The sequence below is a fragment of the Thermodesulfovibrio sp. 1176 genome (assembly GCF_029946585.1).
Taxonomy (GTDB): domain Bacteria; phylum Nitrospirota; class Thermodesulfovibrionia; order Thermodesulfovibrionales; family Thermodesulfovibrionaceae; genus Thermodesulfovibrio.
The window spans coordinates 372711-389302 of sequence record NZ_JARZRZ010000001.1 but is presented as its reverse complement, the minus strand read 5'-3'; the positions used below and the strand labels follow the sequence as shown (position 1 = coordinate 389302).

The 16592-nt window shown below is 32.6% G+C and carries 17 protein-coding genes and 1 pseudogene; 12 read left to right on the top strand and 6 right to left on the bottom strand.

From position 1 onward, the window contains the following. Window positions 1–6 precede the first annotated feature (6 nt). From QI155_RS02090 to QI155_RS02075, 4 genes are read left to right on the top strand one after another with little or no spacing between them, the layout of a single operon-like run. The gene (locus tag QI155_RS02090) at window positions 7–630 is read left to right on the top strand and encodes a TusE/DsrC/DsvC family sulfur relay protein (RefSeq protein ID WP_143600749.1); all 624 of its coding nucleotides are present in this window, start codon (window positions 7–9) and stop codon (window positions 628–630) included. Further along, window positions 630–2342, top strand: a complete 1713-nt coding sequence (locus QI155_RS02085) for a 2-oxoacid:acceptor oxidoreductase subunit alpha (RefSeq protein ID WP_281320997.1) — start codon at window positions 630–632, stop codon at window positions 2340–2342. Before QI155_RS02090 ends, QI155_RS02085 begins: the two co-directional genes overlap by 1 nt. Further along, window positions 2326–3177, top strand: a complete 852-nt coding sequence (locus QI155_RS02080) for a 2-oxoacid:ferredoxin oxidoreductase subunit beta (RefSeq protein ID WP_281320996.1) — start codon at window positions 2326–2328, stop codon at window positions 3175–3177. The genes QI155_RS02085 and QI155_RS02080 overlap by 17 nt, the downstream gene beginning before the upstream one ends. Before the next feature lie 57 nt (window positions 3178–3234). Continuing rightward, complete coding sequence (locus tag QI155_RS02075) at window positions 3235–3408, top strand: nucleotidyltransferase domain-containing protein (RefSeq protein WP_083200115.1); 174 nt, start codon at window positions 3235–3237, stop codon at window positions 3406–3408. Between the two features lie 67 nt (window positions 3409–3475). Here the strand turns inward: QI155_RS02075 and QI155_RS02070 are convergent, their stop codons facing one another. After that, on the bottom strand, window positions 3476–3715 hold the full coding sequence (locus QI155_RS02070) for a hypothetical protein (protein ID WP_068860835.1): 240 nt from the start codon (window positions 3713–3715) through the stop codon (window positions 3476–3478). Window positions 3716–3911: 196 nt separating this feature from the next. Between QI155_RS02070 and QI155_RS02065 the strand changes: the two are divergent. Together QI155_RS02065 and QI155_RS02060 are read left to right on the top strand one after the other, a co-directional pair. Continuing rightward, a pseudogene (locus tag QI155_RS02065) lies at window positions 3912–4113 on the top strand (IS481 family transposase); the annotation flags it as partial. Next, window positions 4087–4926: a transposase gene (locus QI155_RS02060; RefSeq protein ID WP_281321137.1), complete on the top strand. Its 840-nt coding sequence runs from the start codon at window positions 4087–4089 to the stop codon at window positions 4924–4926. The pseudogene QI155_RS02065 and the gene QI155_RS02060, both read left to right, overlap by 27 nt. Here the strand turns inward: QI155_RS02060 and QI155_RS02055 are convergent. The 5 genes from QI155_RS02055 to QI155_RS02035 all read right to left on the bottom strand — a co-directional run bounded on the left by QI155_RS02055 (window position 4856) and on the right by QI155_RS02035 (window position 9424). Then, the gene (locus QI155_RS02055; RefSeq protein ID WP_281320995.1) at window positions 4856–5311 is read right to left on the bottom strand and encodes a transposase; all 456 of its coding nucleotides are present in this window, start codon (window positions 5309–5311) and stop codon (window positions 4856–4858) included. The genes QI155_RS02060 and QI155_RS02055 overlap by 71 nt on opposite strands. 421 nt (window positions 5312–5732) lie before the next feature. Further along, window positions 5733–6665 (bottom strand): hydroxymethylbilane synthase, encoded by a 933-nt coding sequence (gene hemC / locus QI155_RS02050; RefSeq protein ID WP_068861543.1) that lies wholly within the window; start codon window positions 6663–6665, stop codon window positions 5733–5735. Then, the gene (gene hemA, locus QI155_RS02045) at window positions 6652–7929 is read right to left on the bottom strand and encodes a glutamyl-tRNA reductase (protein WP_068861541.1); all 1278 of its coding nucleotides are present in this window, start codon (window positions 7927–7929) and stop codon (window positions 6652–6654) included. The genes hemC and hemA overlap by 14 nt, the downstream gene beginning before the upstream one ends. Beyond that, window positions 7926–8732: a cytochrome c biogenesis protein CcsA gene (ccsA, locus tag QI155_RS02040; RefSeq protein WP_068861540.1), complete on the bottom strand. Its 807-nt coding sequence runs from the start codon at window positions 8730–8732 to the stop codon at window positions 7926–7928. Before ccsA ends, hemA begins: the two co-directional genes overlap by 4 nt. Further along, window positions 8732–9424 (bottom strand): molybdopterin-guanine dinucleotide biosynthesis protein MobB, encoded by a 693-nt coding sequence (locus QI155_RS02035; RefSeq protein ID WP_083200169.1) that lies wholly within the window; start codon window positions 9422–9424, stop codon window positions 8732–8734. The genes ccsA and QI155_RS02035 overlap by 1 nt, the downstream gene beginning before the upstream one ends. Window positions 9425–9584: 160 nt before the next feature. On the opposite strand from QI155_RS02035, the gene QI155_RS02030 reads away from it, so the two are divergent. The 6 genes from QI155_RS02030 to csm3 all read left to right on the top strand — a co-directional run bounded on the left by QI155_RS02030 (window position 9585) and on the right by csm3 (window position 16591). Next, window positions 9585–10397, top strand: a complete 813-nt coding sequence (locus QI155_RS02030) for a putative CRISPR-associated protein (protein WP_068861539.1) — start codon at window positions 9585–9587, stop codon at window positions 10395–10397. Continuing rightward, a complete protein-coding gene (gene csx1 / locus QI155_RS02025) occupies window positions 10394–11725 on the top strand; it encodes a CRISPR-associated CARF protein Csx1 (RefSeq protein ID WP_068861538.1) in 1332 nt (443 codons plus the stop codon). The genes QI155_RS02030 and csx1 overlap by 4 nt, the downstream gene beginning before the upstream one ends. A 3-nt stretch (window positions 11726–11728) precedes the next feature. Next, window positions 11729–12868: a CRISPR-associated ring nuclease Csm6 gene (gene csm6 / locus QI155_RS02020; RefSeq protein WP_281320994.1), complete on the top strand. Its 1140-nt coding sequence runs from the start codon at window positions 11729–11731 to the stop codon at window positions 12866–12868. An 83-nt stretch (window positions 12869–12951) separates the two neighbouring features. Continuing rightward, complete coding sequence (gene cas10 / locus QI155_RS02015; protein ID WP_281320993.1) at window positions 12952–15351, top strand: type III-A CRISPR-associated protein Cas10/Csm1; 2400 nt, start codon at window positions 12952–12954, stop codon at window positions 15349–15351. Further along, window positions 15344–15790, top strand: a complete 447-nt coding sequence (gene csm2 / locus QI155_RS02010) for a type III-A CRISPR-associated protein Csm2 (RefSeq protein ID WP_068861605.1) — start codon at window positions 15344–15346, stop codon at window positions 15788–15790. Before cas10 ends, csm2 begins: the two co-directional genes overlap by 8 nt. Window positions 15791–15793: 3 nt before the next feature. Next, window positions 15794–16591 carry a type III-A CRISPR-associated RAMP protein Csm3 gene (gene csm3, locus QI155_RS02005; protein WP_068861604.1) on the top strand — a complete coding sequence of 266 codons (798 nt, stop codon included), beginning with the start codon at window positions 15794–15796 and terminating at the stop codon, window positions 16589–16591. Window position 16592 lies beyond the last annotated feature (1 nt).

Below are 16592 nucleotides of genomic sequence, written 5' to 3'. Positions count from 1 at the left end.
GAAATTATGGCTTACACAATTGAAGATTTAAAAAACAAAATTTTGGAGATGTATCCAGAAGTTAAGGCACAGGGATTTAATGTGAATATCTACTACAATGAAGAAAAACAAGCTTATATAATCAGATTTCAAAGAGGCACATCAGAACTTATTACCCATCTTGACAAACAGGATGCCGATGACTGCATGAACAATATTAGATGTGTCTATCTTGGAGTTCAGGTAGGGCAGTTTATCAAAAACTTCACAGAAAGGGAACGATTTGAACGAGAAAAACCAGAAGAAGTTTCTGAATATAAAGCAGTTGAAAAAACTGTACTTTTTGATGATGAAGGTTATCTTAAAAACATAAATGATTGGAATGAAAAGGTTGCCCAAGCTATTGCTCTCAGAGAAGGATTGGGAATACTTACAAAGGATCAGCTTGAAATAGCAAAATTCATAAATGAATACTATAAAAAATATAACTACTTTCCCATACTTAATGCAGTATGTAAAAATGTTCATCAACCAAAAGAATGCATTGCTGAAAAATTAATAGACCCTCTTGTTGCATGGAAAATTGCAGGACTTCCAAAACCAGATGATACATTAATAAACATTGTAAAATATGGCGTAACTCCAACATAATGGATTACACAATCAAAATTGGCGGTGAAGCAGGCCAGGGTATCCAGACCATAGGAGATACTCTGGCTCATATATTCACAAAAGCTGGATATCATGTATTTGCCAATCAGGATTATGAATCAAGAATTCGTGGGGGCCATAATTTTTATCAAATTAGAGTTTCCCACAAACCTGTTATTGCTTCAAGGAGTTCAGTTCACATTCTTGTTGCCTTAGACAGGGAAAGTATAACTCAACATGAAAGGGAACTTTCATTTGATGGTCATGTTCTCTATGATTCTCAGATGATCAATGAAAAATTTGATAAACCCTATTTTCTTAATGTTCCACTTCTTGAGCTTGCTCAAAAGTACGGAGGAAGTAAAATAATGGCAAATACTGTTGCCATCGGTGCAGTCCTTGGAATGCTTGGAATGAATCCAGATATTATGTATCAAACCATAGAAAATAATTTTAAGAAAAAAGGCGAAGCAGTAATAAAAGCAAACATTGAATGTTCAAAGGCAGGATATGAATTTGCAAAGAATGAATGTTTAAAATGTTCCTTTATGTTATCACAATTTGACAAACCAAAAATGCTTATTACTGGAAATGAAGCAATTGGTGCTGGTGCTATTGCTTCTGGATTAAAATTTTATTCAGCCTATCCGATGACTCCTTCTACAGGAATTTTTAATTTTGTCGCTGACCATGCAAAAGAATACGGAATAGTTGTTGAGCAGGCTGAAGATGAAATCTCAGCAATAAATATGGTTATTGGGGCTTCCTTTGCAGGAGTAAGGGCGATGACAGGAACAAGCGGAGGTGGTTTTTCTTTAATGGTTGAAGGGATATCTTTATCTGCGATGACTGAAACTCCTATAGTAATTGCTTTAGCTCAAAGACCAGGACCTGCAACTGGACTTCCTACTCGAACAGAGCAGGCAGACCTTCTTTTTGCTTTGTATGCTGGACATGGAGAGTTTCCAAAAGTAATCTTTGCACCTGGTTGTCCTGAACAGGCTTTTTACTTAACAAATAAAGCTTTTGATTTAGCTGAAAAATACCAGATTACAGCGATAATACTTACAGACCAATATCTGGCAGACTCTCAGTGGAGTTATGAAGGTTTTGATTTAGGAAAAATTAAATATATAGATTATAGAGTGAGAGAAGAAAAATTAAAGGAAATAGAAAATTATAAAAGACACGCCTTTACAGAGACAGGCATTTCAGAATTTGCAGTGCCAGGACAATCAAAACATCTTGTTGTAACAGACAGTGATGAACACGATGAAGAAGGACACATAATTGAAGATTCCCTAACAAGAATAAAAATGGTTGAAAAAAGACTTTTTAAAAAAATGCCTCTTATTAAAAAAGAAATTTCACCTCCACTTATTTATGGAGAAAAAAATCCTGAAATCGTTTTAATATGTTGGGGTTCTATGTTTGGAATTGTCAAAGAACTCATAGATGAACTCATTGAAAAATATAAAGTAGCAATGATTCATTTTAGCGAAATTTATCCCTTTAGTGAGAACCAAAGCTGGATCGAATTAATTAAAAAGGCTAAAAAGGTAATAAATATTGAGCAAAATGCAACAAATCAATTTGCAAAGCTTATTAAAATGGAAACTGGAATAGATATGGAAAATCATATAAATCGTTTTGATGGAAGACCCTTTACAGTTGATGAACTTTTGGAGAAAGTCCATGGCTACATTAAGTGATTATAAAGGAGAAAAGCCTGCCTGGTGCCCTGGATGTGGTAACTTTTTAATTTTGAAGGCTTTTAATGAAGCAATGGTTGAGATGGGAATTGAACCTCATCAGTTTGTAATTGTCTCAGGAATTGGGCAGGCTGGAAAATTCCCCCATTATACAAGATGTAATACCTTCAATGGACTTCATGGAAGAACCCTTCCAGTGGCAACAGGAATAAAACTTGCCAACCATGAATTAAAAGTCTTTGCAGTAGCTGGTGATGGTGATTGTTATGGAGAGGGAGGAAATCATCTTATTCATGCCATAAGGAGAAATATCGATGTAAAGCTCTTTGTCCATAATAATCAAATTTATGGACTTACAAAAGGACAGGCATCACCAACTACAATGAAAGGAGTAATAACCAAGACTCAGCCCTTTGGAGTATTATCAGAACAGTTTAATCCCCTTACACTTGCAATTGCTCTTAATTGTAGTTTTGTTGCCAGAGGATTTGCAGGTGATATTGAGCACCTTAAGGGGCTTATAAAGGAAGCAGTAAATCACAAAGGATTCTCCCTTGTTGATATTCTTCAACCCTGTGTGAGTTTCAATAAAATAAATACTTTTGAATGGTATCGTGAAAGAGTTTATAAACTTTCTGATGACTATGACCCTAAAGACAGATTACTTGCCTTTCAAAAATCTCTTGAATGGGGTGAACGCATTCCAATCGGAGTAATTTACAGAAATATTAGACCCACTTTAGAAGAGCAAATTATAGTTATCAAAGACTTACCTCTTGTTAAGCAAGATTTCGGGGTCAATAATATACAAGAGATATTAAAGAATTTTTATTGAGCTCATCTGAATTAAATTCTAATAATTTAATGTTGTGTTAAAATTAAATATTAAATTATGGATATTGAAAAAAGGCAACAGAAATTAAAGAATTTTTTTGAAAACAGAGAACAAGTATTACTTGTTTTTATATTTGACTCTTTCACTGAAGGGAGACTCACAAAGGAAAGTGATATTGACATACCAATACTTTTTGAAAAGAAACTTGAATTTTTTGTTTTAACTGACTGAACTGAATTCAACGCTTGTCTTATCCTTTCTGTTGACATCGGTCCTTTCTTTATCGATAACCTATATCCTAAATGTCTCGCACAACATAAAAAAATGGGTCAGGAATCTTTTCAATATCTATCAGTTTCATCAATTCTTCTTCGTATCTTAATTCCCTTACATCCTCAAGGCTTCTGCCTCCACCCTGTAACATTAAAACCAAAGAGCCAACAAATACCGAAGGCTTGAATCCAAGATTGCTTCCATGTTTAGGTAAATATCTGTCTGTTAGTTCTCTTAATTCAATGCCATGATTGAATTCTGCCATCAATGCTAAAGCAGTAAGAGCAGTTAGATTGTTTTTAGTGATTTCTAACTTGAATGGAAATATCGTTTTTGTATCATATATTAACCCTCCTCGTTTTTTGTTTCACCTTTTGGGTGATATTTTATATCACCTAAAACCTTTAAACCAAGAAGTTTTTTTATTTTTTGGAAAATTCTAAATCTGTTTTATCTGTTTTAGAAGATCATATAAGGGCAAACACAGATCCCTTTATGACTATGAGGCATTGATGCCCTTCAGCAAGTTTCAGCTTGATACAAAGCATCTCCTTGATAAAAATGCCTTAACTGAAGAGGTCTATGAACATATAAGGACATATAGGTTGCCTTTTTATGGAGTGGAATCTTATTGATATAGACACAAGAATAAGGTTCACTGCTAAAGAGGATTTATATAACAAAGCAAAGGAATTAAAGACAAAAGAATTACCATCTGATATGTTTTCCCTGTTTATAGATGCCTATCATACTCAGATAAAAGATGAAGAGACAAACAGGATAAAAAAGGCAGTTATATACAACATAGTGGGAATAGATATGGAGGGGAGAAAAAGTCTGGTTTCCTATTATATTTATTTTGGCTCAGAAAGTAAAGAAGACTGGTTACAGATACTGAATGATTTAATAAAGAGGGGACTAAAAAGAGTAATGATTATAGTATCAGATGATTTTCCTGGGTTAAGTCATGCAATAAAAAATCTTTTTCCTCAGACAGACCATCAACTTTGTTTTCTTCATATGCAGAGGAACATTAAGAAAAATATGTCTAAACAGGATGCAAAGCAGTTTTATGAAGAATTAACCTTAATAAAAAGGATTGAAGATTATGAAAAAGCAGTAATGAAATTTGAAGAACTATGTAAAGGCTATGAAAAGAAATATCCAGCCTATATAAAGGGACTACTTAATAAGAAAGACAATTATTTTAATTACAAGAAATATCCAGAGGCGGTGAGGAAATACATTTACACAACGAATGTAGTAGAAAACATAAACAGCAGGATAGAGCTCATAAGGGCGAACACAGGTGGATATTTTCAATCAATAAAGACAGCGGAGGTGGCAATATATGTAACAGTAAGCAGGATAGAGAAGAATAAATGGAAAGAACCGCTTCCTTTGGTTAAATCTGCTTTATATGAATTGAAACAAATGTTTGTGAAAAAATTTTATGGACAGACACAATTCTCTTGACAAGCGTCTTCTTAGGTTTGAAAAGTTTCCCTTCAAAAAATTGCTTCCCATACTCTGCTATATGCGTTGAATCTACTTTATCTGTTTTCACCCTACTCATCTTAGCTTCACAAAAATTCTTCATTGAATAGGGATTTATTACTCCTACAGGATAATCCCTCTTGGCTAAATACTCTGCCAATGGTAAATGATATACCCCTGTGTGTTCCATTAGTATTAATACCTCTGACTTTTCTAAATTCCTAATGTAAGATTTAATCTTTTTTTCAAATTCCTCAGGTTTAGAGGCAATCTTAAAGGTTTCTCTCTTGTCATGAAAAATTACTGTAGTTGTGAAATAATCTTTGGATACATCAACTCCAAAATAAATTTTGTAATTATTCATATGCCCTCCAGAGATATTGATTTTTTGAGAGGACTTCCTTTAACCTATCATCGTGGGTTTTATACAGGGTTTTAACCCTAATGTTCCCGTCCAGGTTCATTAGATCGGAAGGACAGACAAAAACATTCCGAACGGTCTCTAAGGACCAATGACAATTCACTTAGTCTGTCCTTCCATTTCTCTCTCATTATTAGATTATACCCCATATCCATAATATACGATGACAGAAAAAAACCTCTTTCACTTAACTACAAAAAAGGGGACTGTCCCATTTTCATCTACTCTATTGTTCAAACAGATATCCCTGATGTCAGGGACTGAGACTTCGTCTTATGGACTTTTTTTCATCTGAGTGTTCAACGTTCAAAGCCCAACGGTTCTATGTTGAATTGAAAAATTTTGAAGGTGAAAATTACACTTTTCAGGTATAAACTTTTCTTAGTATCTTACTTCCACCGCTTAAAAGTAACTCTTCGGCAAGCTCTTTACCAAGTTTTTGAGCGTCTTCAAGGTTGCCTTCTTTACTGCCCTTTATCATAGGCATTTCACCATCCGGATCTCCTATCATTGCAATTATTTTCAACTTTTTATTTTTAAAAATCTTTGCATGACACGCAAGAGGGACTTGACAGCCTCCTCCAATTACTGATAAAAAAGCCCTTTCTGAGAGAACACAAATAGATGTTTCTTGATGATTCAATGGTTTGATTATCTCATTTATAAAATCATCATCAAACCTTGTTTCAATTCCTATTGCACCCTGACCTATTGCAGGAATCATAATCTCTTCAGGAATAGTTTCTGTAACATTAGATTCTAATCCCATTCTTTTAATACCTGCCATAGCAAGAATAATCCCATGAAACTGACCTTCTTTAAGTTTTCTTAGTCTGGTGTCTACATTACCTCTTAAGGGCTTAATTTCTAAGTCTTTTCTTAATGCCTTAAGCTGAACAGTCCTTCTTAAACTGCTTGTGCCAATTTGAGCACCCTTAGGAAGACCTCTCAATAAGGTTCCATCAATACTTATAAAAGCATCTCGTGGGTCTTCTCTTTCACAAATTGCCGAGATTTGAAGTCCCTCAGGAATTTCTGTAGGAACATCTTTCATGCTATGCACTGCAATATCTATTTTTTTTGAAAGTAATGCTTCTTCTATTTCTTTGACAAAAAGTCCCTTTCCTCCTATTTTTGCTAAGGGAGTATCGAGAATTTTATCTCCTGTTGTTTTAATTTTCTCAATTTCTATTTTTAAATCAGGATAAAGTTTCTCAAGCCTTTCCTTAACCCAGTTTGCCTGCCACAATGCAAGCTTGCTTCCTCTTGTGCCAATTATGAGCTTATTCCTCTTCAATATCAATTCCAAATAACCTCCTTGCTGCAAAAATAAGAATTTCTTTATTATCACAATTATTTTTCAAAGCTACAGTTGGTGAGTGCATGATTTTATTAATTATGCTTTGGGTAAGATAATCTACAGAATTTAAAACTTCGGGGGATAGTTCCTTAAAACGAGCTTTAAATTTTTCAAGTTCCTGCTGTCTTACCTCTTCTGCTTTATTTCTTATAGATATAATTACAGGAACACTTTGAAGAGAGTTTAACCATTGCATGAACTTCTCTGTTTCTTCTTCAACAATTTTCAATGCTTTATCTGCTTCTTTTTTTCTTTCAAGAAGATTATTATCAACCACATCTTGAAGATCATCTATATTGTAAAGATAAACATTGTCAAAGTCATTGATACTTGGGTCAATGTTTCTTGGAACAGATATATCAATAAAGAAAAGAGGTTTATATTTTCGCAATGGCATAATTTCCTTAATCATTTGTAAAGTAATTACATAATTTGGCGCTCCTGTTGAACATATTACTATATCAACTTTGGTAAGTAATTCTTTGAGGTTATCAAAAGGTAATGCCACACCATTAAAATCCTTTGCGAGCTCCTTTGCCCTTTCATATGTCCTATTTGTAACATATATATTATTTATTCCAGTTCCTATTAAGTGTTTTAATGCAAGCTCTGCCATCTCGCCAGCCCCAACAAGTAAAACTGATTTTTTTGACAATTCATCAAAGACCTTTTTTATCAATCCTACTGCTGCATAGCTTACAGAAACTGGATTTTCTCCAATTCTCGTTTCATTACGAACTCTTTTTGCTGTAAAAAGTGCTCTATTCATAAGATGATTAAGGATTAAAGAAGTTGTTCTTTCAGAAAGAGCAATTTCGTATGAGTCTTTAACTTGACCTGTAATTTGGGGCTCACCGATAATCATAGAGTCAAGGCTTGCTGTCACTTTGAAAAGATGTTCCACAGTCTCTTTGTTTTTATAAATATAAAGATAATTCTCAAAATCCTTTATTTCAATACGGTGAAAATCTGAAAGAAAAATTTTTACTTTATTTATTATCGAATCTTCATTTTCCTTGTTAGAGTAAACATAAACTTCAACCCTGTTACATGTTGAAAAAATAACAGTTTCATTAATTCCCTCTAACTGAATTAACTGTCTTAAAGCCTGTCTTATATTATCCTCAGATTGAAATGCAAGCTTTTCTCTTATCTGAACAGGTGCTGTTTTATGATTTAATCCAATTACTATAATATTCATAGAGGTTTATGAAAACTTTCTGTTAAAAGATTTATACCAAAAAAACCAAAAATTAAAAGAAGAAAACCAAATATTGTAAGATAAGCTGCCCTTTTCTTTCTCCAGTCACCTTTGACTCTTAAATAAAAAATCAAAAGATAAACACACCAAGTAAGAACACTCCATAATTGTTTTGGGTCAATATCAAAACCTAACAGTATAAAATATTTTATCAGTCCTACAACAAGGGCAAAGGTGTATATGGGAAATCCCCAGAAAATTAGACGATAGTTAATTTTATCAAGAATTTCAAGACTTGGGAGTATTTTTTCTAAACCACCAAATTTTTTAGCTTTCACGGCCCTTTCCTGAATTAAATAGAGGAGACTAAAAACAAAGGCTATACTAAATAAGGCTATACCAAAAACTGCCATAAGTGCATGAATATCAATCCATAGACTTTTTAACTCAGGCTTTATATAGGGAATACCTCTTGGGAAAAAGGCACTCACGAACATGAATGCAAAGCTCAAAATTATACCAAAATTAAGAACCCTTGCTTTATAATAAAAATTTATACACAAAGATATCAGAAGAATACTCCATGCAAAAAAGGAATTAGCCTCATGCATTGAAAAAACAGGTGCCTGTCCAGATTTTATATACCTAAATAAAAGATAGACACTATGAAGTCCAAAGCCTACCAAACTTAATAAAAAAACTGCTCTGTCTAAGTCATGTTTTTTTCTGATAATATCTGCAACACTTAGAAGAAATCCTGCAAAATAGAGTGTAAGAGAAAGCTCAAAAAAAACTGTTCCCATTAGAAACAACCAAGCTCACATTTTCGAATTTTAATCTTAAGCTCATTAGCAGTTCTTCCAACTTCGATATAAGGAACATTTAGCTCTTCAGCAATTTTTCTTGCTTCTGCACAACTAATTTTACCGCTATTACTTCTTTCTGTAAGAAGCTTTTCAATTAGTTTTTTCTGCTGAATTTTTAAAATTTCATCCATAGTTTCCTCCATACTGTATTGCCCTTCAATAACTATGTCTGCTATTTTTAAAAGAGCCTCTCCTGAAGGTTTTATATAGTTTGTTTCTTTATCTTTAAGAAATATTATAACATCAGGATGCATGATTCTTACCAGAGAGTTCCCTTCAATTATAATGATTTTCTGGATATCATTTTTAGATAAAGCAGATGGTGATTCTTCAATCTCCTCTTTTAGTCTTTCTACAACATCTGGTAGTTCGGCTTCTCCAGATTTAACCCAATAAACAAAATTAGCACCTGCTCTTTTCATTCTTGCAGTGTCTTTGCCAGATGTTTCAACAATTGAAGACTCTGAAATTATAGAAGAAAAAAAAGTAGTTTTTGTATATTTTATGGCTATAATGTTTACCTTATTTCCAAAAATTTTTTTGAAATTAACGATAATATTTTCTATAAAAGTAGTTTTTCCAATGCCACTTCTACTACTTCCAACTCCTATGCTAAAAATGTAATTCATGTCTTTATAATAAAAAAATCAGATGATTTTTATCATCAAAAATTATTATCCCAAAATTCTGAAGACTTTTTTGGGTTGACACTTACTGACCGCACAGCAATTTCAGGGGTATAAAACTTCTTGACTTTTCAATATAATATATGTTTTTAATATTTAATTTATGAAAGAGTTTCATATAATAAGCACAGGAATATCTCTCCTTACAAATGCCCAAAAGCAAGGTTTCTTCCCAGATAAAAAAATTTCTGACGAGGATTACTGGCAAAGTCTTCTTAATTCTTCAAGTGAAATTCAAAAGCTTGCTGATTTTCTTAAATCTGCACCTATGAAAAACTCAGCAGAGATGAATACTTTTTTAAGAGTTGTTCAGGATAAACCAGCATCCTCCATTGATGTTTATTTATTTGGAACTAAAACTGCCTCAAATGAACTTTGTAGAAGAGCAATTGAACAATTCCTTAAAGATTGTGGATTTTCTATTTACACTCCCTATGAAGTAAGCGGATACTTTTGGGAAGCAAAATATTATGAGCCATCTTACGCAATTGACAAATTTAAACTTGGAGTTTCAGAACTTCTTGACAGATTGATTTATCTTGCAAAGAAAAAACAAAAAAAAGGTTACAAAGTATTTTTTAATCCCACAGGCGGACTCAAAGCCCATGTAATTGCCACTGCATTAGCAGGCATTATTACAGAATGTGAAATTTATTACATGAATGAAGAATTTCATGAAGTTGTTTTTCTCCCCAAACTTTTTTACATTCCAAAAGGAAGAGAGCTTGAGCTTCTTAAAAAACTATCATACAAAAAATTAGTTACAGGTAAGGAAGTTGATGAATTAGAAAAAAACTATATGGAAGAAATTGATAGACTTGAAATTTATGGACTTATAGCAAGAATGCCTGAGGAGTTTGAAAAAGCATTATGGATAACAAGCAAAGGATTTTTGTTTATAACTGAACAAAAATGATTTATTTGTATCAGATTGGTAGACTCGACAGAGGAGTTGTCAATAATGAAAAAGTTAGGTTTTCAATAGAGAAAAAATTTTTTGAAAGCGAACTCTCTTCTTTTGCTTTAAAAGAACATCTCGGAGATAAGGCAAAGTGTGTTTTAATATATCCAGTCAGTTTGCCTTTTAACAAGGGATTACTTATAGATACTACTGAGACTGATGAATTTAAAAAGAGATTAAAATCTGCCAATGAAAATCCAGTTGAATATTTTAAAAATCCAAAAAAGTTTTTTAAAGCCCACCCCCATACAAAGATCGCCAATGATTTTATCGTAATTCACTCAATTGGAGAATTTGAAAAGCAGGTTTTTGAAGGTAGTTTTGATGACATCGTTCTTGAGATTTTTATAGACTTAGTTGAGAGATATTTTAAAGATGGAATTAAAGAACTTTATATTGATATATCAAGTGGACTAAATATTTACATATCCGCACTACTTGAAGCAGTAAGGCATTTTTCAATATTTCAGAAACTTGGTTCTTGGCAAGATTCCCTTTCCGTTAAACTTGTTTTCAGTGAACCAATTATAGGATCTTCCAAGTCAAATTACACCATTTTTAAAGATTATGAGCTTAAATTTAAAGTTTTCTTTTCCTCTCCGATAACAAAGGCTGATTTAGAAAATTTTAATCTTTCAAGAAATATAGCAAAAGAAGACAGAACCCTTAAAAACAAAATTCAAGAGATGCTAAAAAAATTTGCTTTGTCTTACTCTGCGATTAAAAACAATACTCCCTTGGTTGTCTATTCATTTGAATTTCATAAGGAAGATGATATTAAAGACCTGATTTTACAAATTGTGGAAGACCTTAAAAATAAATTATATTCAGACTGGCAAAAAAGTCCTCAAGTTGAAAAAAATGAGTACCTAAAAGTTTTTCTTGCTCTTTCATTTTATATGGGAATTATGAGGATTTTAAAGGAAAATTCTGTTCAATATAAGGATTGTGTAAGCCTTGCTGAAATTGAAAACAATTTCAGCTCAATATACCAGCAATTTGAAATGCCCCTAAATGAACAACTTCTTAAACATGAAATTTCAAATTTAACTCGTCCCGATAAAGAAACCCGGCAGACTATCATTGATAAAGCAAAGGAAGAGTGGCAAAGTCTTTCAGAATTTTTACCGGGCGAAGGAATCTTTCATTCAAGAAATTTTATTGCCCATGCAGGATTTGAAAGAACAGTTACAGAGGTTAAAAAACTTGAAAATAAGATCTATTTAAGGTATAAGAATGATTCATTAGAAAAAATAAAAGATGCCTTAATTAAAGCTTTTTAAAATATGGAAAAATTTAAAGAAATACTTGTTTGTGTTATAGGAGCAACACCTCAGATTATTACAGAGACAATTTATGCCCTTGCCAATAAAAATCCACCTGTTTATATTGATGAAATATTTATAATAACTACATCCACTGGTAAAAAACAGATAGAAAATACCCTGATTAAAAAAGGGATTTTAAAACAACTACTTAAGGAATATAAACTTCCCTCACTAGATATAAAAACTTCCTCAATTATTGTAATAAAAGACAAAAATGACAAAGAAATTGACGACATAAGAGATTCCTTTCAGAGTGAAGCCACAGCAGACACCATAATTAGTCTTATAAGAGAGCTTACAAAGGACCCATCAGTGAGGTTACACTGCTCACTGGCTGGTGGAAGAAAAACAATGGGCTTTTATCTTGGCTCAGCGATGGAGCTTTTTGGCCGTCCATGGGATAAACTTTATCATGTTCTTGTATCTTCAGAGTTTGAATCAAATCCAGAATTTTTCTATAAACCAAAGAAGGAAAAATTTATCCAATGCAGACTTTCAGATGGCAGTAAAGTTGAGATTAGTACAGAAAAGGCAGAAATTGAACTTATAGAACTTCCCTTTATTAAGCTTTCAGGAAAAATTAAGCTTTATGGAAATACATTCACAGAGTTAATTGAAGAAACACAATCAGAGATAAACTTTGCTTTAATCCAGCCTTTTATCAATATAAAGCTTAAAGAGAGAAAAATATCAATAGGTACAACCATCTTTTCCATGAATCCCATGTTGATTGCCCTTTATGCAACAATTCTAAAACAAAAAATTTCATGCACGGAGAATAAGAGCTGTTTAGGCTGTGATGAATGCTATATATCTTTAACAAATTTAACTGAAAAACCTTTAATTGATGAATTTGCAGATTTCTATGCAAAGGCTTATAAACCCAACATAGTTGACATAGAAGAAATAAAATACAAATTAGAAAAAAGAATAAGTCCTTACACATTAAGAAGCTACATAACTAAGATAAATACCAATATATCAAAGGCAATTTCTGAGCAAACTTTGGCTTCTTTATATAAGATTAAATCTATAAGAAGATACGGAGCAACAACCTACGGAGTTTCAATTGACAAAAGAAAAATCAAAATTGAATGAAATATTGCAGGAATATTGTTTTTGGGATATAATTAGGAAAAATTTTGATATTATAAGTTTAATCAATGAAATTGGAGGGTCAAATGCCTGATGAATTTGAAATAATTGTGAAAGGAGCTCTTTTACATGATATAGGAAAACTTATACAGAGGGTACAAGAAAAGCCTACTCAAAAAAAACATGGTCAGTGGGGCTATGAATGGTTACAGAAGTTTGATTTTTTTAAAAGTGACCCAGCAATAAACTCAACAATAATGCATCATAGTTATGATGAAGATTCTTTTAATTCAAACATTGGTTTGATATGGTATGAGTCTGACAATCTGGCATCTATGGAGAGGAAGGAAAAAGATAAAGAGCAAGAAGAAAAATGGGATATGTTCACACCAATTGTTTCTCCTTTTTTCAAAATTCGCAATCCAAAAACACATGATAAATTAGAAGAAATTTCCTATTATAGTCTCAAAAGACAAAACCCTCAAATAGCATTTTTTGAAAAACCGAAAATTTCTATAAATGATTACAAAGATTTATTGGAAGAGTTTGAAAAAGATTTAGAGGCACTGAAAGGAACCATTTCTATAAATTCACTCATTATGATTTTCGAAAAACACTTAAGTAATGTACCATCCATAACTCTGGAAATATATGAAAAAAAAGAAGAACAGAAAGAAAAACATCCAGATATTTCGCTTTACAATCACTGTAAACTTGCCTCTGCCATTGCAGGATGTATGTATCATTTCTATAGAGAGATGTATCCTGAAAAATGGAATAATAATGAATTATTAAAAGAGGAAATATTAAATCCAAAAGAAGAGATAAAACCCTTTCTTCTTATTGGAGGGGATATTTCAGGAGTGCAAAAATTTATATATACAATTACATCAAAAGGAGCCTTAAAATCTCTCAAAGGAAGGTCTTTTTATCTGGAACTTCTTAGCGAACATATAATAAGTGAGATTATTGATAAATTAGTACTTACTCGTTGTAATATCATTTTCTCAGGTGGAGGACAATTTTATATTCTTGCTTACAATACAGAAAAGGCAAAAAGAACAATTTCAGATATAAAAAAAGAAATAAACGACTTTCTCTTTAAAGAATTTAAGGGTGAAATCTTTTTAAATCTTGAATATGTTGAATTCAACAAGAAGGGATTTAAAGATTCTGCACAAGTTTTTGAAGAACTATCTGAGAAAATAGAGCAGTCTAAAAAGAAAAAATGGTTTGAAAGTCTAAATGATTACTTAAAAACTGAAAGTCAGGATGAGAGTTGCTTCACCGAAAACTGCGCTGTCTGCTTTAGAGAGGACTTACCATTAAAATCCCTCATAAGGGAGGAGGAATCTATAAATGTCTGTGAACCTTGCTTAATGCAATATAAACTCGGAGATGAACTTTTAGATCTTTCAAGGGGTAAATATCCTGTTATTTATAAATTATCTCAACCTCATAAAGACAGTAGTATAAGAATAGGTAAATATTATTACTTTTTTACAAGAAAGCCTGAAGACGAGTTGCTTAATCAGGCTTTAGCGGTCTACAGAATTAATGATTTTGAAGCAGAACATTATAATCATCCAAATGCCATCTATTTACCGGTTGGACTTTATAAACATAGACAATTAAATGAACTGTCTCATGCATCAAATATTTTTGGAATAAACCGAATTGCGGTATTGAGAATGGATGTTGACAATCTTGGCAGAATTTTTTCTCAAGCTGTTATTGAAGAAGACAGAACTTTTTCCCGAATGGCTTCAATATCAAACGGATTAACTCAATTCTTTAAATATCACTTAAATGAAATTGTTGCTGGCAAAAACATAGATTCCATTGACATTGCTCAAAGAAATGTTAAACAGAATGGAAGAAATCTCATGATTGTTTACTCTGGGGGTGATGATGTCTTCATAGTTGGGCATTGGCTCGATGTTTTTGAATGTGCTTGCGATATAAGAAATTATTTTGAGAAATATACGGGTAATAGATTCATAACTCTTTCAGCTGGGCTTGCAATAAACCATGAAGACTACCCAATTTATCAGTATGCAAAGGATGCAGAGGAGCTTGAAAAGATAGCTAAAGATGACAACCTCGGGAAAAATGCAATAGCATTACTTAATAATCAAAGAATTAGCTGGCAAGAAATCACAGAACTTATTGATAGAATAAATCTTTTTATAAGTTTTCTTAAAAAAGAAGATACCCATCTTACAACCGATGGAGAGAAAATACCTAAGACATTTTTCTATCGTTTACTTTCCCTTGCAAGAAAATTTCAAAAAGAGGGAGTGCTTATTCTTCCTAAGGCAGCATATTTAATTTCAAGGGCAAAATTTAAAAACTGTGAACCAGAGAATATTAATAAAATTAAGGAGGTAATCATGAATGCTAATGAAAAGGAATGGAAAATTACAGAATTAGCAACATTGATAACATTAATGTTAATGAGAAGAGGAGGTGATAACAATGCCTGATCATAGAGGGCATCAGGGTCATAGGGGTCAACATAATCAAGAAGAACAAATACCCCGACAGATCATTGAAAGTATAAAAACTTGCGATGATCTCTCTAAACTCTCAGCTAGTGAACTTGTGAGCATTGCAGAGAAAGTTGGAAAACATTTAAAGGATATAGGCTTGAAAACAACGCAGATAAGAAGATTCCTTGATGGAGTAAGAAAAATAGATAATCAGTTTAAGACAGATAAGAATAAATTTAACGGAGAATTAGTTATACTGCTGAAACCAAAACTTGCCTATGCCGCGGGTAGAGAAGAAAAAGTTAAACCTCTAATGAAAGTTTTAGACCCAGCTATAGACAAAGGGGCAAAATCCTATGAAAGTTTTAAAAAATTAATTGCCTTGATTGAAGGCATTGTAGCTTATCATAAATATTATGGTGGAGGTGATTAAACAATGGATAAAAATTTAATCGGAAAAATTAAAATTACAGGTAAGATTATTTGCAAAACAGGACTTCATATAGGAGCTTCAAAGGAAAATGTTGAAATAGGCACAATTGATTCACCGGTAGTAAGAGACCCTATAACAAGAGAGCCTTATATTCCAGGAAGTTCCATTAAAGGTAAAATGCGTTCATTGCTTGAGAAGGCATTAGCAATTCAATTAGGGATATTAGGGTCAAACAATCGTCGCAATATTGGTACAAAAAATAATCCCGTTTACATTCATGTTTGTGATGATGCAGAGAAGGCTATAAAATGCCCTATCTGTAGACTTTTTGGTTCAACTGGCAAAGACGGAGGAAAAAATTTCCCAGCACGATTAATAGTAAGAGATGCTAATTTAACAAAGGAAAGCATAGAAAAACTAAATAACATTGATACAGGGTTACAGTATACTGAGTGGAAGTTTGAAAATGCAATAGACAGAGTAACTTCTTCAGCAAATCCACGACAACTTGAAAGAGTTCCAAGAGGTGCTGAATTTGAGTTTGAAATTATTTATAATGTAGAGGACGAAGAAACCCTACAGGAAGACATTGATAATCTTTCCCTTGCGATTGAACTTCTTAAATTAGATGCCTTAGGTGGACATGGTTCAAGAGGTTATGGTAAAGTAGAGATAAATTTTGAAGAGATAGTATCTATTCCCATCAATGACCTTAAAACAGGCAAAGCAGAATTTCCAAAATTTACAGACTTCAGTAACACAGCAGATATAATAAAAGTATTTTCACAATCGGGAGCATAAA

What these genes read in the sequence shown, in the direction of transcription:
- QI155_RS02030 (WP_068861539.1), top strand. Translation starts at nt 9,585, where the DNA reads ATGAAAGAGTTTCATATAATAAGCACAGGAATATCTCTCCTTACAAAT.
- QI155_RS02075 (WP_083200115.1), top strand. Translation starts at nt 3,235, where the DNA reads ATGGATATTGAAAAAAGGCAACAGAAATTAAAGAATTTTTTTGAAAAC.
- cas10 (WP_281320993.1), top strand. Translation starts at nt 12,952, where the DNA reads ATGCCTGATGAATTTGAAATAATTGTGAAAGGAGCTCTTTTACATGAT.
- QI155_RS02085 (WP_281320997.1), top strand. Translation starts at nt 630, where the DNA reads ATGGATTACACAATCAAAATTGGCGGTGAAGCAGGCCAGGGTATCCAG.
- csm6 (WP_281320994.1), top strand. Translation starts at nt 11,729, where the DNA reads ATGGAAAAATTTAAAGAAATACTTGTTTGTGTTATAGGAGCAACACCT.
- csm2 (WP_068861605.1), top strand. Translation starts at nt 15,344, where the DNA reads ATGCCTGATCATAGAGGGCATCAGGGTCATAGGGGTCAACATAATCAA.
- QI155_RS02035 (WP_083200169.1), bottom strand. Translation starts at nt 9,424, where the DNA reads ATGAATTACATTTTTAGCATAGGAGTTGGAAGTAGTAGAAGTGGCATT.
- csm3 (WP_068861604.1), top strand. Translation starts at nt 15,794, where the DNA reads ATGGATAAAAATTTAATCGGAAAAATTAAAATTACAGGTAAGATTATT.
- csx1 (WP_068861538.1), top strand. Translation starts at nt 10,394, where the DNA reads ATGATTTATTTGTATCAGATTGGTAGACTCGACAGAGGAGTTGTCAAT.
- QI155_RS02090 (WP_143600749.1), top strand. Translation starts at nt 7, where the DNA reads ATGGCTTACACAATTGAAGATTTAAAAAACAAAATTTTGGAGATGTAT.
- QI155_RS02080 (WP_281320996.1), top strand. Translation starts at nt 2,326, where the DNA reads ATGGCTACATTAAGTGATTATAAAGGAGAAAAGCCTGCCTGGTGCCCT.
- QI155_RS02070 (WP_068860835.1), bottom strand. Translation starts at nt 3,715, where the DNA reads ATGGCAGAATTCAATCATGGCATTGAATTAAGAGAACTAACAGACAGA.
- ccsA (WP_068861540.1), bottom strand. Translation starts at nt 8,732, where the DNA reads ATGGGAACAGTTTTTTTTGAGCTTTCTCTTACACTCTATTTTGCAGGA.
- hemA (WP_068861541.1), bottom strand. Translation starts at nt 7,929, where the DNA reads ATGAATATTATAGTAATTGGATTAAATCATAAAACAGCACCTGTTCAG.
- QI155_RS02055 (WP_281320995.1), bottom strand. Translation starts at nt 5,311, where the DNA reads ATGAATAATTACAAAATTTATTTTGGAGTTGATGTATCCAAAGATTAT.